This window comes from Rhizobium sp. BK275 (assembly GCF_014193555.1).
Lineage (GTDB): Bacteria > Pseudomonadota > Alphaproteobacteria > Rhizobiales > Rhizobiaceae > Rhizobium.
In genome coordinates this window covers 119,365-144,075 of record NZ_JACHZL010000006.1, presented here as the reverse complement: position 1 = coordinate 144,075, position 24,711 = coordinate 119,365, and the positions used below count along the sequence as shown (strand labels likewise).

The window sequence follows — 24,711 nt, the reverse complement described above, 5'->3', positions numbered from 1 at the left end:
ATTGATCTTACGTTTACGTAAGAATTTTAATATCTAAACGATTGAAATTGCTGCACCAAAAATAATGCATTGCCATTTTTTGGCTTTAGGTCTATGCGATTGCGGCATTGGGCGATGCCCGCGCGTCGCCCGACGGATTTTGATCGCAAAGGAAAAGCGAAATGGCGCGTAACAAGATCGCACTCATCGGTTCTGGCATGATTGGTGGCACGCTGGCGCATCTCGCCGGCCTGAAGGAGTTGGGCGACATCGTCCTCTTCGACATTGCTGACGGCATCCCCCAGGGCAAGGGTCTCGACATCGCACAGTCCTCCCCCGTCGAAGGCTTCGACGCCAATCTGACTGGTGCCAGCGACTATTCCGCGATCGAAGGTGCTGACGTCTGCATCGTCACCGCCGGCGTTCCGCGCAAGCCGGGCATGAGCCGTGATGACCTTCTCGGCATCAACCTCAAGGTCATGGAACAGGTCGGCGCCGGCATCAAGAAATATGCTCCGAACGCTTTCGTCATCTGCATCACCAACCCGCTCGACGCCATGGTCTGGGCGCTGCAGAAGTTCTCCGGCCTTCCGGCTAACAAGGTCGTCGGCATGGCCGGCGTTCTCGACTCCTCGCGCTTCCGTCTTTTCCTCGCCAAGGAATTCAACGTTTCCGTTCAGGACGTCACGGCTTTCGTTCTCGGCGGCCACGGCGACACGATGGTGCCGCTCGCTCGTTACTCGACGGTTGGCGGCATTCCGCTGACCGACCTCGTCACCATGGGCTGGGTCACCAAGGAGCGCCTCGAAGAGATCATTCAGCGCACCCGTGACGGCGGCGCCGAAATCGTCGGCCTCTTGAAGACCGGTTCGGCCTATTATGCTCCGGCCGCTTCCGCGATCGAAATGGCTGAATCCTACCTCAAGGACAAGAAGCGCGTTCTGCCCTGCGCCGCCCATCTTACCGGCCAGTACGGCGTCAAGGACATGTATGTCGGCGTTCCCACCGTCATTGGTGCCGGTGGCGTCGAGCGCATCATCGAGATCGATCTCAACAAGACCGAGAAGGAAGCCTTCGACAAGTCCGTCGGCGCCGTTGCCGGTCTCTGCGAAGCCTGCATCAACATCGCGCCCGCCCTCAAGTAATTGGTGCGCTGAAGCAATCGAAATAGGGACAAACCCATGAATATTCACGAATATCAGGCCAAGGCTCTGCTGAAGGGCTATGGCGCGCCGGTCGCGGACGGCGTGGCTATCCTCAAGGTCGAGGAAGCCGCTGCCGCCGCCAAGTCACTTCCCGGCCCGCTTTACGTGGTCAAGAGCCAGATCCATGCGGGCGGCCGCGGCAAGGGCAAGTTCAAGGAACTCGGCCCGGATGCCAAGGGCGGCGTTCGTCTCGCCAAGTCGATCGATGAAGTCGTTGCGCATGCCAAGGAGATGCTCGGCAATACGCTGGTGACGGCGCAAACCGGCGAAGCCGGCAAGCAGGTCAACCGCCTCTACATCGAAGATGGTGCCGATATTGCCCGCGAGCTCTATTGCTCGCTTCTGGTCGACCGCTCGGTCGGCAAGGTGGCTTTCGTCGTTTCGACCGAAGGCGGCATGGATATCGAAGCCGTCGCTCACGACACGCCTGAGAAGATCCATACGATCGCTATCGATCCGGAAGCTGGTGTCAGGGCAGCCGACGTTGCTGCCATCACCAAGGCGCTTCAGCTCGAGGGTGCAGCCGCAGAAGATGCAAAGACGCTCTTCCCGGCGCTCTATAAGGCTTTCGGCGAGAAGGACATGGCCCTGCTCGAGGTCAATCCGCTGATCGTCATGAAGGACGGCCATCTGCGCGTCCTCGACGCCAAGATGTCTTTCGACGGCAATGCGCTGTTCCGTCATGACGACGTCAGGGCGCTGCGCGACGAGACGGAAGAAGACGCCAAGGAAATCGAGGCCTCGAAGTGGGACCTCGCCTATGTGGCGCTCGACGGCAACATCGGCTGCATGGTCAACGGCGCAGGCCTTGCCATGGCGACGATGGACATCATCAAGCTCTACGGCAAGGAGCCGGCGAATTTCTGCGACGTCGGCGGCGGCGCCGGCAAGGAGAAGGTTGCTGCAGCCTTCAAGATCATCACGGCAGACCCCAAGGTCGAAGGCATTCTCGTCAACATCTTCGGCGGCATCATGAAGTGCGATGTCATTGCCGAGGGCGTCATTGCCGCGGTCAAGGAAGTCGGTCTCAAGGTTCCGCTCGTCGTTCGCCTCGAAGGCACGAATGTCGAGCTCGGCAAAAAGATCCTGAACGAGTCGGGTCTGGCGATCACGGCGGCCGACGACCTGGACGATGCGGCCAAGAAGATCGTCGCTGCGATCAACGGCTAATTTTGAAGGATCTTAAAGAATGTCTATTCTCGTCAACAAAGACACCAAGATCCTTGTTCAGGGTCTGACCGGCAAGACCGGTACATTCCACACCGAACAGGCGCTTGCTTACTACGGCACGCAGATGGTCGGCGGTATCCACCCGAAGAAGGGCGGCGAAACCTGGACCGGCTCCAAAGGCGAAAGCCTGCCGATCTTCACAACCGTTGCCGAAGGCAAGGAAAAGACCGGCGCCAACGCGTCCGTCATCTATGTCCCGCCGGCAGGTGCAGCCGATGCGATCATCGAGGCGATCGACGCCGAGATCCCCTTCATCACCTGCATTACCGAAGGTATCCCGGTCATGGACATGGTGCGCGTCAAGGCTCGCCTCGAGCGCTCCAAGTCGCGCCTGCTCGGACCGAACTGCCCAGGCATCCTGACGCCGGAAGAATGCAAGATCGGCATCATGCCGGGCTCGATCTTCCGCAAGGGTTCCGTTGGTATCGTTTCCCGCTCGGGCACGCTGACCTACGAAGCTGTCTTCCAGACCTCCAACGAAGGTCTCGGCCAGACGACGGCTGTCGGCATCGGTGGCGACCCGGTCAAGGGCACCGAATTCATCGACGTGCTCGAAATGTTCCTCGCTGATGAAGCCACGACCTCGATCATCATGATCGGCGAAATCGGCGGCTCGGCTGAAGAGGACGCGGCACAGTTCCTCAAGGACGAGGCCAAGAAAGGCCGCAAGAAGCCGATGGCCGGCTTCATCGCTGGCCGTACCGCGCCGAAGGGCCGCACCATGGGCCATGCCGGTGCCGTGGTTTCCGGTGGCAAGGGCGATGCTGAATCGAAGATCGCGGCGATGGAATCGGCAGGCATCAAGGTGTCGCCGTCTCCAGCTCGCCTCGGCAAGACGCTGGTTGAAGTCCTCAAGGGCTAAACCAACTTATATACCCGGACGGAAGAGGGCATCCCAGCTTCCGTCCGGCTTTCTATTTGCGAAATACGGATGCGCCGCGGACAGGCGGCAATCGGAATGCGGCAGCCGGCGATGAAGCCGGCAAATTCATCTAAGTCAGGAGGCGGACGGAAGCGTCCGCATATCACCATGGCACGGCAAGAAGCCAACGAGCAATTTCAGATCACCTCGTTTCTGGATGGCGCCAATGCTGCCTATATCGAGCAGCTCTACGCCCGTTATGAAGACGATCCCAACTCGGTCGACGATCAGTGGCGGTCCTTCTTCAAGGCGCTGGAAGACGATCCTGCTGATGTGAAGAAGGCGGCCAAGGGGGCATCCTGGCGCAAGAAGAACTGGCCGTTGCAGGCAAGCGGCGATCTCGTCTCAGCGCTCGATGGCGACTGGGGCATCGTCGAAAAGGTCATCGAGACCAAGGTAAAGGCCAAGGCCGAGGCCGCCGGTCAGCCGGCAGGCGCTGCCGACGTGCTGCAGGCGACGCGCGATTCCGTTCGCGCCATCATGATGATCCGCGCCTATCGCATGCGCGGCCACCTGCACGCCAAGCTCGATCCGCTCGGCATTGCTGCCGCGGTCGAAGACTATCACGAGCTTTCACCCGAAAATTACGGCTTCACGGCTGCCGACTACGATCGCAAGATCTTCATCGATAATGTGCTCGGCCTTGAATATGCGACCCTTCGCGAGATGATCGAGATCCTCGAGCGCACCTATTGCTCGACCCTCGGCGTCGAATTCATGCACATCTCCAATCCGGAAGAAAAGGCATGGATCCAGGAACGCATCGAAGGTCCGGACAAGGGTGTCGCTTTCTCGGCTGAAGGTAAGAAGGCGATCCTCGCCAAGCTTGTCGAAGCCGAAGGTTATGAGCAGTTTCTCGACGTCAAGTTCAAGGGCACCAAGCGCTTCGGCCTCGACGGCGGTGAATCGCTGATTCCGGCGCTTGAGCAGATCCTGAAGCGTGGCGGTTCTCTCGGCCTCAAGGAAGCCGTCTTCGGCATGGCCCATCGCGGCCGCCTGAACGTGCTGTCCCAGGTCATGGGCAAGCCGCATCGCGCCATCTTCCATGAGTTCAAGGGCGGTTCCTACGCACCTGACGAGGTCGAAGGCTCCGGCGACGTGAAGTACCATCTGGGTGCTTCCTCCGACCGCGAATTCGACGGCACCAAGGTGCACGTCTCGCTGACGGCAAACCCGTCGCACCTCGAAATCGTCGACCCTGTCGTCATGGGCAAGGCGCGCGCCAAGCAGGACATGAGCGCCACCGTGTGGGACGGCGACATCATCCCGCTGTCGGAGCGCGCCAAGGTTTTACCGCTCCTGATTCACGGCGACGCGGCCTTTGCCGGCCAGGGCGTCATTGCCGAAATTCTCGGTCTTTCCGGTCTGCGCGGCCACCGCGTTGCCGGCACGATGCACGTCATCATCAACAACCAGATCGGCTTCACGACGAACCCGGCCTTCTCGCGCTCGTCGCCCTATCCGTCCGACGTTGCCAAGATGATCGAAGCGCCGATCCTGCATGTCAATGGCGACGATCCGGAAGCTGTGGTCTATGCGGCCAAGGTTGCGACCGAATTCCGCATGAAGTTCCACAAACCTGTCGTGCTCGACATGTTCTGCTATCGACGCTACGGCCACAATGAAGGCGATGAGCCGTCCTTCACTCAGCCGAAGATGTACAAGGTTATCCGTGGCCACAAGACGGTCCTGCAGCTCTATGCAGACCGCCTCGTCCGCGAAGGCCTGCTCACCGACGGCGAAGTCGAAAAGATGAAGGCCGACTGGCGCGCCCATCTCGAGCAGGAATTCGAAGCCGGTCAGCACTACAAGCCGAACAAGGCCGACTGGCTGGACGGCGAATGGTCCGGCCTGCGCACGGCTGACAATGCTGACGAACAGCGCCGCGGCAAAACCGCAGTGCCGATGAAGACGCTCAAGGATATCGGCCGCAAGCTGTCGGAAATTCCGGCGGGATTCAATGCGCATCGCACGATCCAGCGTTTCATGGAAAACCGCGCCAACATGGTCCAGAGCGGCGAAGGCCTCGACTGGGCGATGGCCGAAGCGCTGGCTTTCGGTGCGCTCGTTGTCGAGGGCCACAAGATCCGCCTGTCCGGTCAGGATTGCGAACGTGGCACCTTCTCGCAGCGTCATTCGGTTCTCTACGATCAGGAAACTGAAGAGCGCTACATTCCGCTTGCGAACCTGTCGCCGACACAGGCCCGTTATGAAGTCATCAACTCGATGCTTTCGGAAGAAGCCGTCCTCGGCTTCGAATACGGCTATTCGCTCGCTCGTCCGAATGCGTTGACGCTCTGGGAAGCCCAGTTCGGCGACTTCGCAAACGGTGCGCAGGTCGTTTTCGACCAGTTCATCTCGTCTGGCGAACGCAAGTGGCTGCGCATGTCTGGCCTCGTCTGCTTGCTGCCGCACGGCTATGAAGGCCAGGGTCCGGAACATTCGTCCGCCCGTCTGGAGCGTTATCTCCAGCTCTGCGCTGAGGATAACATGCAGGTCGCCAACGTTACGACGCCGGCGAACTACTTCCACATCCTGCGCCGCCAGCTGAAGCGTGACTTCCGCAAGCCGCTGATCCTGATGACACCGAAGTCGCTGCTGCGCCACAAGCGCGCGGTTTCGACGCTTGCCGAAATGGCCGGTGAATCCTCCTTCCACCGTCTCCTGTGGGACGACGCGGAGGTCATCAAGGACGGTCCGATCAAGCTGCAGAAGGATGCCAAGATCCGTCGCGTCGTCATCTGCACCGGCAAGGTCTACTACGACCTCCTGGAAGAGCGCGAGAAGCGCGGCATCGACGACATCTACCTGCTGCGTATCGAACAGCTCTACCCGTTCCCGGCCAAGGCGCTCATCAACGAGCTGTCCCGCTTCCGCAACGCCGAGATGGTCTGGTGCCAGGAAGAGCCGAAGAACATGGGCGCATGGTCGTTCATCGACCCGTATCTGGAATGGGTGCTTGCCCATATCGATGCGAAGTACCAGCGCGTTCGTTACACGGGTCGCCCCGCAGCCGCTTCGCCGGCAACGGGCCTGATGTCCAAGCATCTGTCGCAGCTCGCCGCATTCCTCGAGGATGCGCTGGGCGGCTAACAAAAAGGGGAAGCGCGATGGCATATTTCTTCATGAGACTTGTGCCGCCGCGCCCCACGTTCCCGCATGACGGGACCGGGGAGGAAATGGCGGCGATGAAGCGCCATGCCGAATATTGGCACCAGAAAGCCCTTGCGGGATCGGCGATTGCCGTCGGTCCCGTTTTCGAGGCTGGAGGGGCTTTCGGCATCGCCATCGTCGAGGTTGCGGATCAGGCGGCAGCCAAGGCGCTTGCCGATGCCGACCCGATCATCACGTCCGGCTTCGGTTTTCGTTTCGATGTCTCGCCAATGCCCTCAATCATTCTCCGGCCGCAGGCCGGGACCGCCATCTAACACGATAACAAGCACAATCAGGATTTGAACAATGGCCACAGAAATCCGCGTTCCAACACTCGGTGAATCCGTCAGCGAGGCAACCGTCGGCACCTGGTTCAAGAAGGTCGGCGATGCCGTGAAGGCCGACGAGCCCATTCTCGAGCTTGAAACCGACAAGGTGACCATCGAAGTTCCTGCTCCGGCTTCCGGCACGCTTTCGGAAATCGTTGCGCAGGCTGGCGAGACCGTTGGCCTCGGTGCGCTTCTCGGCCAGATCGCGGCAGGCGCAGGCGCCGCCGCGGCTCCGGCTGCCGCTGCCCCGGCCGCAGCGCCTGCTGCACCGGCTCCGATGCCAGCTGCTCCGGTTGCTGCCGCTGCTGCGTCGGCCGCCTCCGTATCCTCCATGCCGCCGGCTCCGGCTGCGGCAAAGATGCTCGCAGAAAACAACCTCTCGGTCGATCAAGTCGATGGCTCTGGCAAACGCGGCCAGGTCCTGAAGGGCGATGTCATCGCCGCTGTCGCCAAGGCTGCAGCGGCTCCGGCCGCCGCACCGGCAGCCCCTGCTGCTCCGCGCGGTCCGTCGACGGTCGAGGACGCCGGCCGCGAAGAGCGTGTGAAGATGACGCGCCTGCGCCAGACGATTGCTAAGCGTCTCAAGGATGCGCAGAACACGGCTGCCATGCTGACCACCTATAACGAGGTGGACATGAAGGCCGTCATGGACCTGCGCAACAAGTACAAGGATGTCTTCGAGAAGAAGCATGGCGTGAAGCTCGGCTTCATGGGCTTCTTCACCAAGGCGGTCACGCACGCCCTGAAGGAACTGCCGGCCGTCAACGCTGAAATCGATGGCACCGATATCATCTACAAGAACTACTGCCACGTTGGCATGGCCGTCGGTACGGACAAGGGCCTCGTCGTTCCCGTCATCCGTGATGCTGACCAGATGTCGATCGCGGAAATCGAGAAGGAACTCGGCCGCCTCGCCAAGGCAGCCCGTGACGGCTCGCTCTCCATGGCAGAGATGCAAGGCGGCACCTTCACCATCACCAATGGTGGTGTCTACGGCTCGCTGATGTCCTCGCCGATCCTCAACGCACCGCAGTCGGGCATTCTCGGCATGCACAAGATCCAAGAGCGTCCGGTCGCCATCGGCGGTCAGGTCGTTATCCGCCCGATGATGTATCTTGCGCTCTCCTACGACCACCGTATCGTCGACGGCAAGGAAGCCGTGACCTTCCTCGTGCGCGTCAAGGAAAGCCTGGAAGATCCGGAACGTCTGGTTCTGGACCTCTAAGCGGAGCGATCTGCCATGCGAGACCGGATCATGCGAGCGGCGGGCGCAGTTTTCTGCGCCACGGTTGCCTTCATTCCGGTCTCGGCTCTCGCTTTCGACGTGAACAAGGCGAGCAGCAATTTCGACCTTGTGTCGCTCAGCGATGCGGAGCTTTCCGCACGCTCTCTCAAGACGGTCGATATGGGGAATGTCGAGCTCACCTCGGGTCATATCGTTGCCGCCGATCCGCTGGCGCAGCCGGACCGGCCGGCCTTCGCAAAAACCATTCCGGCCGGCGACTATCCGGTGCGGCTCTATGAGGCTTTCGGTCGTGTTGCCGCTGCCAGCATGCGTTTCGGCGAGGGCAAGCCCGATCACTGGGAGCTTGCGACCGTTCCGGGTCAGGATATCGTGACGCTCAAGGATGACGAGATGTTCGGTTATCCGGTCGATGCCGGCCTCGGCAGCTACATGGATGCCGATACGCTCAATCTGATCGGGGAGCGCGAGCAGCAGGTGCAGGCACAGAAGCCCGGTTCCGATGTGAATTACTATGACGACGTGCTCGCTCCGGAGCTTGATGCCAACAAGGGTGTCTATGCCCTGCACCGGCCAATGGCCGGCAAGAAGGGTAATGTCGCGATCTTCTGGAGCGGCTCGGGCGACGGCTTCTATCCAGTGTTCTGGGGCATGGACAAGGACGAGCATCCACTGGTGCTGCTGACGGATTTCCAGGTCATCGAAAACGCCGACGGGCGCAGAAAGCCGAACTTGCAATGAGTGGGGAGCATAAGGCGACGAAGCGGAAAGGGCTGGCAGCGATCGTCATCGCCGCACTATCCTGTGCGCCGGTTTCCGCCATCGCTGCCGAGTGCAAGCAGGCCAGCGCGATCTATGGAGATCGTGACGGTGCCTATGAACTGCGCTTCTCGCCGATTACCTCCGAGGCCATGAGCTCGACCCATCAATTCAAGCTCAGCGCGTTGAAGAGCCCTGTCGTCATGAATGGCTATGTGATGTCCTCCGACGATCCGGAGCGGACCATGGGCATGGTGATGTTCAACTGCCCGGATGGCGATGTCACCGGCGCCGATCTCGAGGCCTGCATGGTCTGGCAGGGCTTCGTTTATCGCGCAAGCGCCAGTGGCGGGCTGGATAATTTGCAGTCCGGTGACAGCCCGGCGGCGGAAAAGATCGTCTTTCCCGGCCTCGGCCCGGCAATCCACCAGTCTTCGGCTTGGGGTGACGGCAAGGCAAAGGTCGCGCCGTGGGATGTCCTCGATTTCAAAGGATGCGCACAATGACTGATGGACCCGTTCTGCTCGTGACCGGCGGCAGCCGCGGCATTGGTGCTGCCGCTTGCCTGGTTGCCGCCCGCCATGGCTGGCGCGTTGCGGTGAACTACGCCTCGAACGAGACTGCGGCAAATGCCGTCGTTTCCGAGATCAAGAAGGCCGGCGGCGATGCGTTCGCCATCAAGGGCGATGTCGGCAATAGCGCCGATATCGTCTCGATGTTCGAGGCGGTCGACAAGCATTTTGGGCGGTTGGACGGGCTGGTGAACAATGCCGGTATTGTCGATAACACCGCGCGCGTTGATGAAATGTCGGCCGATCGTCTCGAACGGATGATGCGGATCAACGTGACTGGTTCCATCCTTTGCGCCGGCGAGGCGGTGCGGCGCATGTCCTCCAGACATGGCGGGCAGGGCGGCGTGATCGTCAATATCTCTTCCATGGCGGCTGTCATTGGCGGATCGACACAGTATGTCGACTATGCCGCCTCCAAGGCAGCCATCGATACCTTCACGATCGGGCTTTCCAGGGAAGTCGCGGCCGAAGGCATTAGAGTGAACGCGATCCGTCCCGGCATCATCGAGACGGATATCCATGCCTCCGGCGGGCAGCCCGACAGAGCAAAAGAAATGGCTTCATCGATCCCGATGAAGCGAGCCGGACAGGCGGAGGAGGTGGCCGATGCAATCGTCTACCTGCTCTCGCCTTCGGCATCCTACATAACAGGCGCGATCCTCAATGTGAGCGGCGGGCGCTAGTCAATAACGTAAAGGGAAAAAGCAATGTCCTATGATGTGATTGTTATCGGAACCGGCCCCGGCGGCTATGTCGCGGCAATCAAGGCTGCCCAGCTCGGCCTCAAGGTCGCTGTCGTCGAGAAGCGCGCCACCTATGGCGGCACCTGCCTGAATGTCGGCTGCATCCCCTCCAAGGCGCTGCTGCACGCTTCCGAAATGTTCCATGCAACGCATCACATGGATGAACTCGGCATCGAAGTCGCCGCTCCGAAGCTCAATCTCGAAAAGATGCTGGCGCACAAGGATGCGACGGTAAAGTCCAACGTCGACGGCGTTGCCTTCCTGTTCAAGAAGAACAAGATCGACACCTTCCATGGCACCGGCAAGATCATCTCCGCCGGCAAGGTCTCTGTGACCGCCGAAGACGGCACGGCTCAGGAAATCGAAGGCAAGAACATCGTCATCGCCACGGGTTCCGATGTCGCCGGCATTCCGGGCGTGAAGGTCGATATCGATGAGAAGATCATCATATCTTCCACTGGTGCCATTGCGCTGGAAAAAGTGCCGGAAACGATGATCGTCGTCGGCGGTGGCGTCATCGGCCTCGAGCTCGGCTCGGTCTGGTCGCGCCTCGGCGCAAGAGTTACCGTCGTCGAATATCTCGACAAGATTCTCGGTGCGATGGATGGCGATGTTTCCAAGCAGTTCCAGCGCATGCTGGGCAAGCAGGGTATCGACATCAAACTGAGCTCCAAGGTGACCGGCGTCGAGAAGGGCGACAAGGGCGCAAAGGTGACTTTCGAGCCGGTGGCCGGTGGTGCTGTCCAGACGCTCGAAGCCGATGTCGTTCTGATCTCGACCGGCCGCATTCCCTATACGTCCGGCCTCGGCCTCGAAGAAGCGGGCGTCAAGATCGATAATCGCGGCCGCGTCGAAATCGACGGCCACTTCCAGACCAATGTCGAAGGCATTTATGCGATCGGCGACGTCGTCCAGGGTCCGATGCTGGCGCACAAGGCCGAAGACGAAGGTGTCGCACTCGCTGAAATCCTCGCCGGTCAGCATGGTCATGTGAACTACGACGTCATTCCGAGCGTCGTCTACACGCAGCCGGAGGTCGCTTCCGTCGGCAAGACCGAGGAAGAGCTGAAGGCTGCAGGCGTCGCCTACAAGGTGGGCAAGTTCCCGTTCTCGGCGAATGGCCGCGCCCGCGCCATGCTGGCGACGGACGGTTTCGTCAAGATCCTCTCCGACAAGGAAACCGACCGCGTGCTCGGCGGCCACATCGTCGGCTTCGGCGCCGGCGAGATGATCCACGAGATCGCCGTGCTGATGGAATTCGGCGGCTCGGCAGAAGATCTCGGCCGCACCTGCCATGCGCACCCGACCATGTCGGAAGCCGTGAAGGAAGCCGCACTCGCTGCCTTCTTCAAGCCGATCCATCTGTAAGATTAAATATCAGCAATCATTCACAATGCCGCTTGCCTTCGGGCGGGCGGCATTTTTATTTGGTGGGCAAGTTTCGCTAACTATTTGACGAAAGCCAAGAAAATGAATGATCGCGTCGTTGTCGGCTACAGCCTCTCCCAACGTTTCCTTCACTGGGCGACCGTCCTTCTGGTCCTCTATAATCTTCTTTTGCCCGATGGCATGAATACCTGGTATCGGCTTGTCCGCCGTGGCGGGACGCCCTCGCCGGAACAGATCGCTTCGGCCAATATCCACGCCTATGTCGGCATTGCCATCCTGCTCGTGACGATCCTCAGGCTCTGTCTGCGCTTCGTGCAGGGCGTGCCGCCTGAATCCGCAGACGAGCCGGCAATCTTTCGGCTCGCCGCGCGGCTCGCGCATGCAAGCCTTTATCTGCTGCTGATCGCCCTGCCGGTGTCAGGCATCGCGGTCTACTATCTTGGTGCGGAAGCATTGGGCTCGCTGCATGCCGACGTTCTGAAGCTCATTCTCTGGGTCGTCGTTGTTGCGCATGTCCTTGGCGCTCTGGCTCACCAGTTTTACTGGAAGACCGATGTCTTGCGGCGCATGACTGTCGGTTAAGTGCCGAGCCGTTCAGTTGACCGCCGTAACGGTAAAGCCCTGCTGACGCAGCAATTCGATGACACCCTCCTTGCCCGGAAGGTGCAGGGCGCCGACGGCCATGAAGACATTGCCGTTGGCGAGAATGGGTGCGGCGCGTTCAGCCATCACCTTGTTGCGGTCAAGGATGACGCGCTGCTCGAAGGCGGCGTAGTCACTATCCTCATCGCTGCCCTCGGGTGTAACGGTCTTCAGCATGGGCATGGTCATGCCGATATCGCCGGAGAGATAGATGTCGGTCATGGTCTCGACCACGTCGTTCATCTTGCCGCCGAGTTCGAGGGTCTCGATCAGCGACTTCAGATGAAACTCGACCGGCAGTTCGGCCATGGCCTGCAGCTGTTCCGCCAGGGTCTCTAGACCCTTGACCTGTTTGCCTTCGGCGGCCGCATCTGCCGCGATCTTCTGGTCGAGGAACTGTACGCCCTTTGCCTTGCGGGCGATCTCGCAGGCAGGAAGTGCAACGGCGCTTGCGATCATCCAGGGGCGCATGCGGGAAACGGCCGAGAGCGGGATACCGCGCTGCTTCAGCCCGGTTTCGAGGCGGCTGTAGTCGCCAGGCGAAAGAAGCTTATCGATTGTGGTGCCGTCCGTGAACATCATCAGATCCGGCTTCATCAGCAACGCTGCGGTCGCCTTCTTCTCATCGAGAATTTCGTCGGACTCGATGACGATCGTATCGGCGCCGTCATGAGCAGTCTGGGTGCGGGGCGGCAGGTTCAGGACGCGCGGGTCGGTGACGTGCATGGTGCCGAGCAGCCAGGAGGCCTTGAGACCCGGTTTTTCGATCTTCCAGAAAATGCCTTTGCCGTTTGGCGTTGCATCCGCTTCCTTCACGGCTTCAGCGTAACGGGCGGGGTCGTTCTGCTGCAGTTCGGTGAGAAGGTTCTTTCCGGTGCAGCTGTCTTCCGCGGCGTCGGCCGGCGTGACGGAAAAGACAATGGCGAGCAATGCGGCGGCCAGCAGCATGTGGAAGGCTGCGATCAGCCAGAGCAGGATATTGCCGGGCTGCGCGATATGGAAAGTCCGGTGGCCGATGGAGATCGTCATGCTGGTAATCCGGTCACTTGTGCTTCGAACCTCATGCTCTAAGCCGGGCTTGCGCATATTCCTTTAAGAGACAGCGTTAACGAATGGTTACGCGCGCGGGTGCGCCCTATCATACACCTCCAGAAGCCTTGATGCATCGACGCCGGTATAGACCTGCGTGGTCGAGAGGCTCGCATGACCGAGCAGTTCCTGGATGGTGCGCAGGTCGCCGCCGCCGGCCAGCAGATGGGTGGCGAAGGAGTGGCGAAGCGCATGCGGGGTTGCCGTTTCCGGCAGGCCGAAGGCACTGCGCAGCTTCTGCATGGCGCGCTGGATGATGGCCGGCTGCAGTTTGCCGCCGCGGGCGCCGCGAAAGAGCGGTTCGCCGTCCTCCAAATGAATGGGGCAGAGCTGCCGGTATTTCTCGACGGCTTCGAAGACGATGGGCAGCAGCGGCACGAGGCGGGTCTTGTTGCCCTTGCCAGTGATGCGCAGCGTCGTCGTGCCGGCCTTAATATCGGCGGGTGTCAGGTCGAGCGCTTCGGAAATGCGCAGGCCGCAGCCATAGAGCAGCGTCATGACAGCTGCGTCGCGCGCTGCGATCCAAGGCTCGTCTTGGAGTTGCGCATCGTTGCTGACAACCGTGATGGCCTGTCTATCAGAGAGCGGTTTCGGAAGAGATTTCGGCTGCTTCGGCGATCGCACGGCGCAAGCGCCTGCCGCATTGACCAAGCCCTTCTTTTCAAGGTGACGCAGAAAGGAGCGAATGCCGGCGAGATTGCGCGCCACCGAGCGGGCGCCGGAGCCCTCTTTGCGCCGGGCGGCCAGAAAGGCGCGAAAGTCTGCCGGGCGCAGCGCCTCGATATCGCGCAGCGTCGTCGGACCGCCGAGGTGACCGGTCATGAAGGTCAGGAACTGGCGTGTGTCGCGCTCATAGGCATCGAGCGTATGTTCGGAAAGGCGGCGCTCCCGGGCGAGGTTTTCAAGCCAGGCGCCTCGTTCCGTCATCAGGTGCGCATCGGCAATGATCAGGAGTTCATTCACGGTTTTAACTCTTGAATTTGCTTTCGATGACGCCAATTCTGAAACAGTGACGTTATGGAATTGCTAATGCTTGCCAAGCCCTTGTCATGTATCGATCATAATTCGTTGAGATAGCTTATAGCTCCCGTAAAACAGGAATTTTTATGGCACGGCGCGATTCCATGACGGCCTTTGGACAGCTCGCGGAAGCGATCGCCCTGGTTTCACACGGAAAGCCCGGCCATATCGTCGATACGTTGATCGCCGAGCGCGGCCAGAAGATCGTCCGCCATCCGCTCTGGCCTGTCATGCGACCGTTTCTCTACACGCTGCTGCGCTACAACAAGGCGATCGAATTCGCCAACGACGTTGCCAACATGCCGGGCTTCCAGTCTTTCGAATATATGAGCAATCTGTTGAAGCTCGACATCAACGTCACCAACGCCGAGCGCATCCCGGCATCCGGTGGCTTCATCCTCGTCAGCAATCATCCGACCGGCATTGCCGACGGTGTGGCTGTGTTCGATCTCCTGAAGACGTGCCGCCCGGATATGATGTTCTTCGCCAACCGGGATGCGGTACGCGTCAATCCGCGCTTTGCGGAAATGATCATACCGGTCGAATGGCGCGAGGAATTCAAGAGCAAGCTCAAAGCGCGCGAGACACTGCAGCTCACCAACCATGCGGTGAAAGAGGGCAAGGCGACCGTGCTTTTCCCCTCAGGCCGTATCGCCTACTGGGCGAACGGGCAGCTCAACGAGCGGCCATGGAAAACTTCTGCCGTCGGCCTTGCCCGCAAATACGGCCTGCCGATCCTGCCCGTTCACATGACGGCGCGCAATTCCGGGCTTTTCTACTGGTTTGCCAAATGGTCGACGGAACTGCGCGACATGACGGTATTCTATGAACTTCTGAACAAGAAGGGCGACCGCTTCGATTTCGTCATCGGCAATCTCATTCCCGCCGAACAGCTCGACGGCGATCTGAACGAGGTGACGAAGGCGCTGGAAAAGCACACGGTCTACGACATGGCGGCTGATGGGGATTCACGCTTCGTGCCCGTGTCCCGGCAACTGTTGCCGGAGTTGGTTGCTGCCCATTCTTTTTAGCGTTGCTTTGCGCTAAAGCGGAGGCATGCGTCTTCGCTCCATGTTTGCTAGGAATTACCGGTCACTGCGCTCGATCCGCATGGATCTTGCGGATACGACGCTGTTTCTTGGAGAGAACGGTGCTGGCAAGTCCAATCTCTATCGTGCCCTGCAACTTGTGCGGGCGGCGGTTCGCGGGCGGCTGGCCTATGAGCTCGCCGCTGAAGGCGGCATGCTGTCGGCTCTTTGGTCCGGCACTCGGCCCCAGTCCGACGGGCCTGCACGCATCCGTCTGGAAGTCGAGATCATCGACGAGGAGCGCGCAGTCACGTTCCGGTATCATGTCGAGGCGGGGTTGCGCCCGCCGACGGCTGCTGCGGGCTTTGCGCTCGAACCGCAGATCAAAGCTGAAGAGCTTTCCGTCGAAACCGGCCGCCGCGCGGTAACGATGATGAAGCGGGCAGGTCCCGGCATCTTCGTTCGCGACGGTGCTGGGCGTATGCAGGACTACCCGGACGAGGCGCTGACATCGGAAACGGCGATCGCCCTGCTCGGGGATGCCGGCCATTTCCCCGAGGTTGCCGCCTTCCGTCACATCGTCAACAACTGGCGCTTCTTCCACGGTTTTCGCACGGATAGGGCTTCCCCGCTTCGCCATCCCTGCCTTGCCGTCACCAGCCCCATGCTGGACGAGGATGGTGGCAATCTCGCCGCCGTCTTTGCGACGCTCGCCCATACGCGGCAGGATACGGTCGAGCTCGATCGCATCCTGGTATCGGCGCTCGGCGGTGCAAGGCTCGTCGTGCCTCAGCCGGGCGAGACGGCGGAGTTCGGCCTGATGCTGCCGGATTTTCCGCACCGCGTCTTTCATCCGCGTGAACTGTCTGACGGGCAGGTCCGCTTCCTCGGTCTTGCTGCCGCACTGCTCTCCTACAGGCTACCGGCGCTCATCGCCCTGAATGAGCCGGAGGCGAGCCTGCATCCCGATATGCTGGTGCCGCTCGCCGACATGATCGCCGAAGCGTCAAAAAGCAGCCAGGTCTGGATCGTCACTCATTCGGTGCAACTGGCCGAGGCAGTGCGCGAACGCTGCGGCGTTCGTCCGCGAAAGGTTATCCGTGAGAATGGTGCCACGTGGATCGAAGGTATGCGGCTGACGGGAACGATCGCTGGCGAAGACGATGATGATGACTAACCCTCATTGTCGGCGGGTTCCATTTTACGGCCGTTGCGGGCATGGTCTGCCGCAATGAGTACAGATTCGTCCGATCTTTTTGGCGCGCTTTTCGAGGCCCCGCCCGTAAACCGTACGGTTCCGGTGCTGGTGCCGATGCCGGCGCCAAAACCCTATTCCTATTCTGTGCCGGAAGGCATGGCGATCGAGCCCGGCTCGGTCGTGCAGGTGCCGCTTGGACCGCGCCAGGTGATCGGTGTCGTCTGGGATGGCGGTGAGGATGGTGTCGACCCTAAGAAGCTCAGGCCTATCACCCACGTCTTCGATTGCCCGCCGCTCAACAAGGAGATGCGGGATTTCATCGACTGGGTGGCGACCTATACGCTTTCTCCGCCGGGACTGGTGGCGCGGATGGCGCTGAGGGCGCCGAATGCCTTCGAGCCGGAGCCGATGGTGGAGGGATTACGTTTCGTCGGTGGCGAGCCGGAGCGGATGACGCCGGCGCGCGCTCGCGTGCTCGATGCGATCTCGGACGGGCTCTCCTGGACCCGGATCGGTCTTGCCCATGCCGCGGGTGTCTCCACCAGCGTCGTTGACGGGCTGATCGCACAGGGCATTTTCGAGACCATCTTCCTGCCGCCGCCGCCTGTCGTTGCTAGGCCCGATCCGGACTTCATCGGCTCCCGCCTCGAGGGTCCGCAGAAGGAGGCCGCCGAGGAAATTCTGGACGAAGTGCGCAAGGGCGAATTTGCCGTTTCGCTGATCGACGGCGTGACCGGTTCGGGCAAGACGGAGGTCTATTTCGAGGCAATCGCAGAGACGCTGAGGCGCGGCAAACAGGTGCTGATCCTGCTGCCGGAGATCGCCCTTACCGCAAGCTTCCTCGAACGCTTTCAGGACCGGTTCGGCGCGAAACCTGCCGAGTGGCATTCCGATCTGGCGCCGCGTATGCGTGAAAAGGTCTGGCGGCAGGCGGTAACGGGTGAGGTGCGGGTCGTCGCCGGCGCGCGCTCGGCGCTGTTCCTGCCGTTTGAAGATCTCGGTCTCATCATCGTCGATGAGGAGCATGATCCTGCCTACAAGCAGGAGGATCGCGTTTATTACAACGCGCGCGACATGGCCGTCGTGCGGGCTCGGATCGGCGATTTTCCTGTCGTGCTCGTTTCGGCGACACCTTCGGTGGAGAGCCAGGTCAATGGCCAGAGCGGACGCTACAGCACGATCCATCTGCCGACACGTTTCGGCGACGCGGCACTGCCTGACCTGCATCTCGTTGACTTACGACGACACGCCCCTGAGCGCGGCGGTTTCCTGTCGCCCGTGTTGATCCGGGCGATTGGCAAGACGGTGGAAAAGGGCGAGCAGGCGCTTCTCTTCCTCAATCGCCGCGGTTATGCGCCGCTGACACTCTGCCGTGTCTGCGGTCATCGTTTCCAATGCCCGCAATGTTCGAGCTGGCTGGTGGAGCATCGCTTCCGCCGCCAGCTGCAATGCCATCAATGCGGCCATACCGAGCCGACGCCAGAGGCCTGCCCGGAATGCGGAACGCTCGACCACCTCGTCGCCTGCGGGCCGGGCGTGGAGCGCATCGCCGAAGAGGTGGAGCGGCATTTTCCGGATGCGCGTACGATCGTACTCTCTTCCGACATCATGGGCGGGGTGAAGCGGCTGCGGCTGGAGCTCGATGCCATCGCCAAGGGCGAGGCGGATATCGTCATCGGTACGCAGCTTGTGGCCAAGGGGCACAATTTTCCACTGATGACACTGGTCGGCATCGTCGACTCGGATCTTGGGCTCGCGAATGGTGATCCGCGCGCGGCGGAGCGGACTTTCCAGCTTCTTTCGCAGGTCACGGGTCGTGCCGGCCGAACCGGCCTCAAGAGCCATGGGCTGCTGCAGACCTATCAGCCGCAGCATCCGGTCATGCAGGCGATCGTGTCGGGCGATGCGCGGGCCTTTTACGAGCGCGAAATCAGCGAGCGGGAGCGCGCGATCCTTCCGCCCTTCGGCAGGCTCGCCTCCATCATCGTTTCGGCCGATACGCGGCATGATGCGGAGAACCATGCGCGCGGCATGCGCAACGCCGCACCCCAGGTTTCAGGCATTTCCGTTCTCGGTCCGGCGGAGGCGCCCTTAGCGCTGGTGCGCGGCCGTCATCGTTTCCGTCTTTTGGTGCATGGACGCCGGAATTCCGACATGCAGGCCTATCTGCGGGCGATGTTGTCGCAATCGCCGAAAGAGCGCGGCTCTGTTCAGGTGCAGCTCGACATCGATCCGCAGAGCTTCCTGTAGATCATTTCTGCCCGACATTTCCGGATGCGGCCGATCATGGCATAAACGCAGAATCAGCTGATGATTTGGGGTCGAGGCATGGAATTCTACTTTCCGACGGAATTTGGCGAGCAGCTTGCCTTCGGTGCGGCAGCCTTCACGGCGCTTGCCGGCTTCGTCATCATGTTCGCGCCTGGCCTTGCTATGCGAGCTTTCGCTCTGGCGCCCCGCGGCGAGCGACGCGAAGGTTTTAGCGAAGTCCGATCGATGGGCGGCCTCTATCTTGGCCTCGGCCTTGCCACGATCATGCTGGCGCAGGACTGGACCTATCTGGCTCTTGGAGCAGCCTTCGCGATGGCCGCTTTCGCACGTATCATTTCCATTCTGTCTGATAAGGGGAGTACACTCCTCAATTATTTACTTTTGGTTGTGCAGACGGCCATCGCCGCGCTGCCACTGCTCTACGTTTTTGGCTTCCTGCAGGGGTGATCTCAAGCGGAAAAGAAGGCGTTTCACGGCTCGCTTTCAGGTGTTTCCGTAATTTTGGCGCCAGAAAATCAAGCGAAACACGTATTCCGGCATTACGCGTGTTGCGAGTCCGAATATCCTATGTTAGACGGACCCCGAATTTCGGAAGAAGCAAGAGGCTTCTCTTGCGATTTCTGGGGGAAATCAAAACGAATTCAAGATCATAAGTTCAGCGCCCGCTGAAAGTCCGATTTTGAATTGAAATCAGGGAAATTTGTGCCCGTGGCAGACACGTCCCAGCTTACTTCTGGTGTTGCAGAGCGCTATGCTTCGTCGCTTTTCGAGCTGGCTCTCGAAGAAGGCGCGGTTGACAGCGTTACCGCTGATCTCGGCCGGTTCCAGACCATGCTGGACGAAAGCGACGACCTGAAGCGCTTTGTCTTGAGCCCGGTTTTCTCTGCAGAAGATCAGCTCAAGGGCATCGTCGCTATCAGCGAAAAGGCTGGCATCTCGGGCTTCTTCGCCAATTTCCTGAAGGTCGTGGCGCGTAACCGCCGCCTGTTTGCCCTGCCGGGCATGATCAAGGCCTTCCGCATCATTGCTGCCAACCATCGCGGCGAAATTTCTGCCGAAGTCACTTCGGCCCATGCTCTGACCGCAGAGCAGGAAAATGAATTGAAGGCGGCGCTGAAGGGCGTCACCGGCAAAGACGTGGCGATTGCTGTCACGGTTGATCCGTCAATTCTTGGTGGTCTGATCGTCAAGGTTGGGTCCCGTCAGATTGACACGTCTCTTCGTACCAAACTCTCTACCCTTAAGCTTGCATTGAAAGAGGTCGGCTGATGGATATCCGCGCTGCGGAAATTTCCGCAATTCTTAAAGACCAGATCAAGAACTTCGGCAAAGAGGCGGAAGTCTCGGAAGTCGGTCAGGTTCTCTCCGTTGGTGACGGTATCGCTCGCGTTTACGGTCTGGACAATGTCCAGGCTGGTGAAATGGTCGAGTTCCCCGGCGGCATCCGCGGCATGGCGCTCAACCTTGAATCCGACAATGTCGGTGTCGTTATTTTCGGCTCCGACCGCGACATCAAGGAAGGCGACACTGTCAAGCGTACCGGCGCGATCGTCGACGTTCCGGTCGGTCCGGAACTGCTCGGCCGCGTTGTCGACGCTCTCGGCAACCCGATCGACGGCAAAGGCCCGATCAACGCGACCCGCCGTGCGCGCGTCGACGTCAAGGCTCCAGGCATCATTCCGCGCAAGTCGGTTCATGAGCCGATGTCGACCGGCCTCAAGGCCATCGATGCCCTTATTCCGGTTGGCCGCGGCCAGCGCGAGCTCGTCATCGGCGACCGTCAGACCGGCAAGACCGCCATTATTCTCGACGCCTTCCTGAATCAGAAGCCGATCCACGACAACGGCCCGGAACAGGACAAGCTGTTCTGCGTCTACGTTGCGGTTGGCCAGAAGCGCTCGACCGTTGCTCAGTTCGTCAAGGTTCTGGAAGAGCGCGGCGCCCTGAAGTACTCGATCGTTGTTGCCGCGACTGCTTCCGATCCGGCTCCGATGCAGTTCCTCGCTCCGTTTGCAGGCTGCGCAATGGGCGAATACTTCCGTGATAACGCCCAGCACGCGCTGATCGGTTACGATGACCTGTCCAAGCAGGCCGTTGCCTACCGTCAGATGTCGCTCCTTCTGCGCCGCCCGCCGGGCCGCGAAGCTTATCCGGGCGACGTCTTCTACCTGCACTCGCGTCTCCTCGAGCGCGCTGCAAAGATGAACGACGACAAGGGCGCTGGTTCGCTCACCGCTCTGCCGGTCATCGAAACGCAGGGTAACGACGTTTCGGCCTTCATTCCGACCAATGTGATCTCGATCACGGACGGTCAGATCTTCCTCGAAACCGACCTGTTCTACCAGGGTATCCGTCCGGCCGTTAACGTCGGTCTGTCGGTTTCCCGCGTCGGTTCTTCGGCTCAGATCAAGGCCATGAAGCAGGTTGCCGGTTCGATCAAGGGTGAACTCGCCCAGTATCGCGAAATGGCCGCCTTCGCCCAGTTCGGTTCGGACCTGGACGCTGCAACGCAGCGCCTGCTCAACCGCGGTGCACGCCTGACCGAACTCCTGAAGCAGCCGCAGTTCTCGCCGCTGAAGACGGAAGAGCAGGTCGCCGTGATCTTTGCCGGCGTCAATGGCTATCTCGACAAGCTGCCGGTCGCTCAGGTCGGCAAGTTCGAACAGGGCCTGCTATCTTACCTGCGTTCGGAAGGCTCCGACATCCTCGATGCGATTCGTACGGAAAAGGCTATCAGCGATGCGACGAAGGGCAAGCTCACTGCTGCCCTCGACAGCTTCGCCAAGTCTTTCCAGTAATCGGACCCTAGGTTAGGACGGATAACGGATGCCTTCACTTAAGGATCTGAAAAACCGGATCGCCTCCGTCAAGGCGACGCAGAAGATCACCAAGGCGATGAAGATGGTCGCCGCGGCGAAGCTTCGGCGTGCCCAGGAGGCGGCGGAGGCCGCCCGGCCTTACTCGCAGCGTATGAATGCGGTCCTGGCGAACATCTCCAAGGCCGTTACCGAAGCAGACGGCGCGCCGGTCCTGATGACCGGCACGGGCAAGGACCAGGTTCACCTGCTCGTCGTCTGCACGGCCGAGCGCGGCCTGTGCGGCGGCTTCAACTCACAGATCGCTCGCTTCGCACGCGATCATGTCCGCAAGCTCGTCGCTGAAGGCAAGACGGTGAAGATCGTCACGGTCGGCAAGAAGGGCTACGACATTCTGCGTCGCGAATTCGCCTCGATGATCGTCGAGCGCAAGGAACTGCGCGATGTCAAGAAGATCGGTTTCGACAATGCCGACCAGATCGGCAAACGCATCATCGAGATGTTCGAAGCCGGCGAGTTTGATGTCTGCACGCTGTTCTACTCCGAGTTCAAGTCGGTGATCAGCCAGGTTCCGACTGCGCAGCAGCTCATCCCGGCCAAGGCTCCGGAAGCCGTCGCCGAAGATGCAGACCATGCCGGCGCTGTCTATGAATACGAGCCGGATCCGGCGTCGATCCTCGACGATCTGATCCCGCGCAACATCTCCGTCCAGATCTTCCGCGCTCTCCTTGAGAACGTCGCGGGCGAAATGGGTGCCAAGATGAGCGCGATGGACAATGCGACGCGCAATGCTGGTGAGATGATCAACAAGCTGACGCTAAGCTACAACCGTCAGCGTCAGGCGCAGATCACCAAGGAACTGATTGAAATCATTTCGGGCGCGGAAGCGCTCTGAGTTAGGAAAAGAGGGTAAGAAAATGGCTGAGGCAGCTACCCGCTCTGTCGGCAAAGTCACCCAGGTTATCGGCGCCGTCGTCGACGTTGCTTTCGAAGGCGAACTGCCGGCGATTTTGAACGCGCTCGAAACCGACAATAACGGCAACCGTCTGGTTCTCGAAGTCGCTCAGCATCTGGGCGAAAACGAAGTCCGCACCATCGCGATGGATTCGTCCGAAGGTCTCGTTCGTGGCCAGCAGGTCACCGATACCGGCGCTCCGATCTCCGTTCCGGTTGGTGACGAAACGCTCGGCCGTATCATGAACGTCATCGGCGAGCCGGTCGATGAAGCAGGTCCGCTGAACACCGCTCATAAGCGCGCCATCCACCAGGATGCTCCGGCTTACGTCGAGCAGTCCACGGAAGCACAGATCCTCGTCACCGGCATCAAGGTCGTCGACCTTCTCGCTCCCTACGCGAAGGGCGGCAAGATCGGTCTGTTCGGCGGCGCAGGCGTCGGCAAGACCGTTCTCATCATGGAACTGATCAACAACGTCGCCAAGGCGCACGGTGGTTACTCGGTCTTCGCAGGTGTGGGTGAACGTACCCGCGAAGGCAACGACCTTTACCACGAAATGATCGAATCGGGCGTCAACAAGCACGGCGGCGGCGAAGGTTCCAAGGCTGCGCTGGTTTACGGCCAGATGAACGAACCGCCGGGCGCCCGCGCTCGCGTCGCACTGACGGGCCTGACGGTTGCAGAACATTTCCGCGACCAGGGCCAGGACGTTCTGTTCTTCGTCGACAACATTTTCCGCTTCACGCAGGCTGGTTCGGAAGTGTCGGCTCTGCTCGGCCGCATTCCTTCGGCCGTGGGCTATCAGCCGACGCTCGCGACTGACATGGGTCAGATGCAGGAACGCATCACCACGACGACGACGGGTTCGATCACCTCGGTTCAGGCCATCTACGTTCCGGCCGACGACTTGACCGACCCGGCACCGGCAACCTCGTTCGCTCACTTGGATGCAACGACGGTTCTGTCGCGCTCGATCGCTGAAAAGGGTATCTACCCGGCCGTCGACCCGCTCGACTCCACCTCGCGCATGCTCGATCCGCTGGTCGTTGGCGAAGAGCATTATGAAATTGCTCGTAAGGTTCAGTCGACGCTGCAGCGCTACAAGGCCCTGCAGGACATCATCGCCATCCTGGGCATGGACGAACTTTCTGAAGAAGACAAGCTGTCGGTTGCCCGCGCCCGCAAGATCGAGCGCTTCCTGTCGCAGCCGTTCTTCGTCGCCGAAGTTTTCACCGGTTCGCCTGGCAAGCTGGTTGCTCTCGAAGACACGATCAAGGGCTTCAAGGGCTTGGTCAACGGCGAGTACGACCACCTGCCGGAAGCTGCCTTCTACATGGTTGGCTCGATCGAAGAAGCCATCGAGAAGGCCAAGAAGCTCGCTGCCGCTTGATGAGCGACACTCAGGACGAGATTTTCTGCTGCGACTCCCTGAAGGGGGTCGTGGCAGAACTTCCTGAACCGGCGGTGCCGACCATCTACCGTGCCGACAACGGCGTGATGATGATGGTTGTCGGGCTGGCTCAGACCGAGGAAGGCCTCGGCTATCTCGACCAAGCGATAATGCACTGCCCGTTCTGCGGGACCAAACTGCAAGATGCAGAAGCCATAGCCGAGAAGGTAAGTCACTGATGGCTGACAATTTCAACTTTGAGCTCGTTTCGCCGGAGCGTCTGCTGCTGTCGGAAATGGTGACCGAGGTGGTCATTCCTGCCACCGAAGGCGAAATGACTGTTATGGCCAACCATGCCCCAACGATGACGACCATCAAGCCAGGCATCGTGAGCGTTCGTTCCTCTTCCGGCTCGAAGCAGGATTACGTCGTGTTCGGCGGTTTTGCTGACATCCTGCCGACCGGATGCACGCTGCTTGCCGAATCTGCCGTTCCGGTGGAAGAACTCAACAAGGACGAACTGACCCGCCGCATCGAAGCTGCGAAGAAGGAACTCGAAGATGCCGAGCATCACGAGCACAAGTCCAGGCTGGAACACTTCATCATGGAGCTGACCCATCTGCGGGGTATCGTCCAGCAGGACTGATCGGTCAGCAGGTATTATAGAGCGAATAAGGAAAGCGGTCTTTAAGGCCGCTTTTTATGTTGGAACAGCTGCTCCTTTATTGCTGCGAAAGCTGCAACAACAAAACAGGCGGTATTTCACCGCCCAGAACAT

Annotated in this window: 23 protein-coding genes; 21 read left to right on the top strand and 2 right to left on the bottom strand. The window is 60.3% G+C overall.

The window, feature by feature from the left end; genetic code table 11:
- Window positions 1–161: 161 nt before the first annotated feature.
- The 11 genes from mdh to FHT82_RS19585 all read left to right on the top strand — a co-directional run bounded on the left by mdh (window position 162) and on the right by FHT82_RS19585 (window position 12,106).
- Entirely contained in the window at window positions 162–1,124 is a 963-nt protein-coding gene (mdh, locus tag FHT82_RS19635) for a malate dehydrogenase (protein WP_007822364.1), read from the top strand.
- 36 nt (window positions 1,125–1,160) lie between these two features.
- On the top strand, window positions 1,161–2,354 hold the full coding sequence (sucC, locus tag FHT82_RS19630) for an ADP-forming succinate--CoA ligase subunit beta (protein WP_183734367.1): 1,194 nt from the start codon (window positions 1,161–1,163) through the stop codon (window positions 2,352–2,354).
- A 19-nt stretch (window positions 2,355–2,373) separates the two neighbouring features.
- Window positions 2,374–3,276, top strand: a complete 903-nt coding sequence (gene sucD / locus FHT82_RS19625) for a succinate--CoA ligase subunit alpha (RefSeq protein ID WP_183734366.1) — start codon at window positions 2,374–2,376, stop codon at window positions 3,274–3,276.
- Window positions 3,277–3,444: 168 nt separating this feature from the next.
- Window positions 3,445–6,429, top strand: coding sequence for a 2-oxoglutarate dehydrogenase E1 component (locus FHT82_RS19620; protein ID WP_183734365.1), 2,985 nt, complete (start codon window positions 3,445–3,447; stop codon window positions 6,427–6,429).
- A 17-nt stretch (window positions 6,430–6,446) separates the two neighbouring features.
- A complete protein-coding gene (locus tag FHT82_RS19615; protein WP_183734364.1) occupies window positions 6,447–6,764 on the top strand; it encodes a YciI family protein in 318 nt (105 codons plus the stop codon).
- A gap of 31 nt (window positions 6,765–6,795) precedes the next feature.
- Window positions 6,796–8,043 (top strand): 2-oxoglutarate dehydrogenase complex dihydrolipoyllysine-residue succinyltransferase, encoded by a 1,248-nt coding sequence (gene odhB, locus FHT82_RS19610; protein WP_183734363.1) that lies wholly within the window; start codon window positions 6,796–6,798, stop codon window positions 8,041–8,043.
- Between the two features lie 15 nt (window positions 8,044–8,058).
- Entirely contained in the window at window positions 8,059–8,802 is a 744-nt protein-coding gene (locus FHT82_RS19605; RefSeq protein WP_183734362.1) for a DUF4241 domain-containing protein, read from the top strand.
- Window positions 8,799–9,326: a hypothetical protein gene (locus FHT82_RS19600; RefSeq protein ID WP_183734361.1), complete on the top strand. Its 528-nt coding sequence runs from the start codon at window positions 8,799–8,801 to the stop codon at window positions 9,324–9,326. The genes FHT82_RS19605 and FHT82_RS19600 overlap by 4 nt, the downstream gene beginning before the upstream one ends.
- Entirely contained in the window at window positions 9,323–10,075 is a 753-nt protein-coding gene (locus tag FHT82_RS19595; RefSeq protein ID WP_183734360.1) for an SDR family oxidoreductase, read from the top strand. The genes FHT82_RS19600 and FHT82_RS19595 overlap by 4 nt, the downstream gene beginning before the upstream one ends.
- Window positions 10,076–10,099: 24 nt before the next feature.
- Window positions 10,100–11,503 (top strand): dihydrolipoyl dehydrogenase, encoded by a 1,404-nt coding sequence (gene lpdA, locus FHT82_RS19590; protein ID WP_183734359.1) that lies wholly within the window; start codon window positions 10,100–10,102, stop codon window positions 11,501–11,503.
- Between the two features lie 102 nt (window positions 11,504–11,605).
- On the top strand, window positions 11,606–12,106 hold the full coding sequence (locus FHT82_RS19585; RefSeq protein WP_183734358.1) for a cytochrome b/b6 domain-containing protein: 501 nt from the start codon (window positions 11,606–11,608) through the stop codon (window positions 12,104–12,106).
- Window positions 12,107–12,118: 12 nt separating this feature from the next.
- On the opposite strand, the gene FHT82_RS19580 is transcribed toward FHT82_RS19585, so the two are convergent.
- Together FHT82_RS19580 and FHT82_RS19575 are read right to left on the bottom strand one after the other, a co-directional pair.
- Window positions 12,119–13,195, bottom strand: coding sequence for a TraB/GumN family protein (locus FHT82_RS19580; protein ID WP_183734357.1), 1,077 nt, complete (start codon window positions 13,193–13,195; stop codon window positions 12,119–12,121).
- A gap of 87 nt (window positions 13,196–13,282) precedes the next feature.
- A complete protein-coding gene (locus FHT82_RS19575) occupies window positions 13,283–14,218 on the bottom strand; it encodes a tyrosine recombinase XerC (RefSeq protein ID WP_183734356.1) in 936 nt (311 codons plus the stop codon).
- Window positions 14,219–14,361: 143 nt separating this feature from the next.
- Between FHT82_RS19575 and FHT82_RS19570 the strand changes: the two genes are divergently transcribed.
- The 10 genes from FHT82_RS19570 to FHT82_RS19525 all read left to right on the top strand — a co-directional run bounded on the left by FHT82_RS19570 (window position 14,362) and on the right by FHT82_RS19525 (window position 24,579).
- Window positions 14,362–15,306, top strand: coding sequence for a GNAT family N-acetyltransferase (locus tag FHT82_RS19570; RefSeq protein ID WP_183734355.1), 945 nt, complete (start codon window positions 14,362–14,364; stop codon window positions 15,304–15,306).
- Window positions 15,307–15,331: 25 nt separating this feature from the next.
- Window positions 15,332–16,480, top strand: a complete 1,149-nt coding sequence (locus tag FHT82_RS19565; protein ID WP_183734354.1) for an AAA family ATPase — start codon at window positions 15,332–15,334, stop codon at window positions 16,478–16,480.
- 54 nt (window positions 16,481–16,534) lie between these two features.
- Entirely contained in the window at window positions 16,535–18,751 is a 2,217-nt protein-coding gene (locus tag FHT82_RS19560; RefSeq protein ID WP_183734353.1) for a primosomal protein N', read from the top strand.
- 78 nt (window positions 18,752–18,829) lie between these two features.
- A complete protein-coding gene (locus FHT82_RS19555) occupies window positions 18,830–19,219 on the top strand; it encodes a DUF4345 domain-containing protein (protein WP_183734352.1) in 390 nt (129 codons plus the stop codon).
- 255 nt (window positions 19,220–19,474) lie between these two features.
- Entirely contained in the window at window positions 19,475–20,041 is a 567-nt protein-coding gene (locus FHT82_RS19550) for a F0F1 ATP synthase subunit delta (RefSeq protein ID WP_183734351.1), read from the top strand.
- Complete coding sequence (gene atpA / locus FHT82_RS19545; protein ID WP_183734350.1) at window positions 20,041–21,570, top strand: F0F1 ATP synthase subunit alpha; 1,530 nt, start codon at window positions 20,041–20,043, stop codon at window positions 21,568–21,570. Before FHT82_RS19550 ends, atpA begins: the two co-directional genes overlap by 1 nt.
- A gap of 28 nt (window positions 21,571–21,598) precedes the next feature.
- Window positions 21,599–22,483, top strand: a complete 885-nt coding sequence (locus tag FHT82_RS19540; RefSeq protein WP_183734349.1) for a F0F1 ATP synthase subunit gamma — start codon at window positions 21,599–21,601, stop codon at window positions 22,481–22,483.
- A gap of 22 nt (window positions 22,484–22,505) precedes the next feature.
- Window positions 22,506–23,933 (top strand): F0F1 ATP synthase subunit beta, encoded by a 1,428-nt coding sequence (gene atpD, locus FHT82_RS19535; RefSeq protein WP_183734348.1) that lies wholly within the window; start codon window positions 22,506–22,508, stop codon window positions 23,931–23,933.
- Complete coding sequence (locus tag FHT82_RS19530; protein ID WP_183734347.1) at window positions 23,933–24,172, top strand: hypothetical protein; 240 nt, start codon at window positions 23,933–23,935, stop codon at window positions 24,170–24,172. The genes atpD and FHT82_RS19530 overlap by 1 nt, the downstream gene beginning before the upstream one ends.
- Window positions 24,172–24,579: a F0F1 ATP synthase subunit epsilon gene (locus FHT82_RS19525; protein ID WP_183734346.1), complete on the top strand. Its 408-nt coding sequence runs from the start codon at window positions 24,172–24,174 to the stop codon at window positions 24,577–24,579. The genes FHT82_RS19530 and FHT82_RS19525 overlap by 1 nt, the downstream gene beginning before the upstream one ends.
- Window positions 24,580–24,711 lie beyond the last annotated feature (132 nt).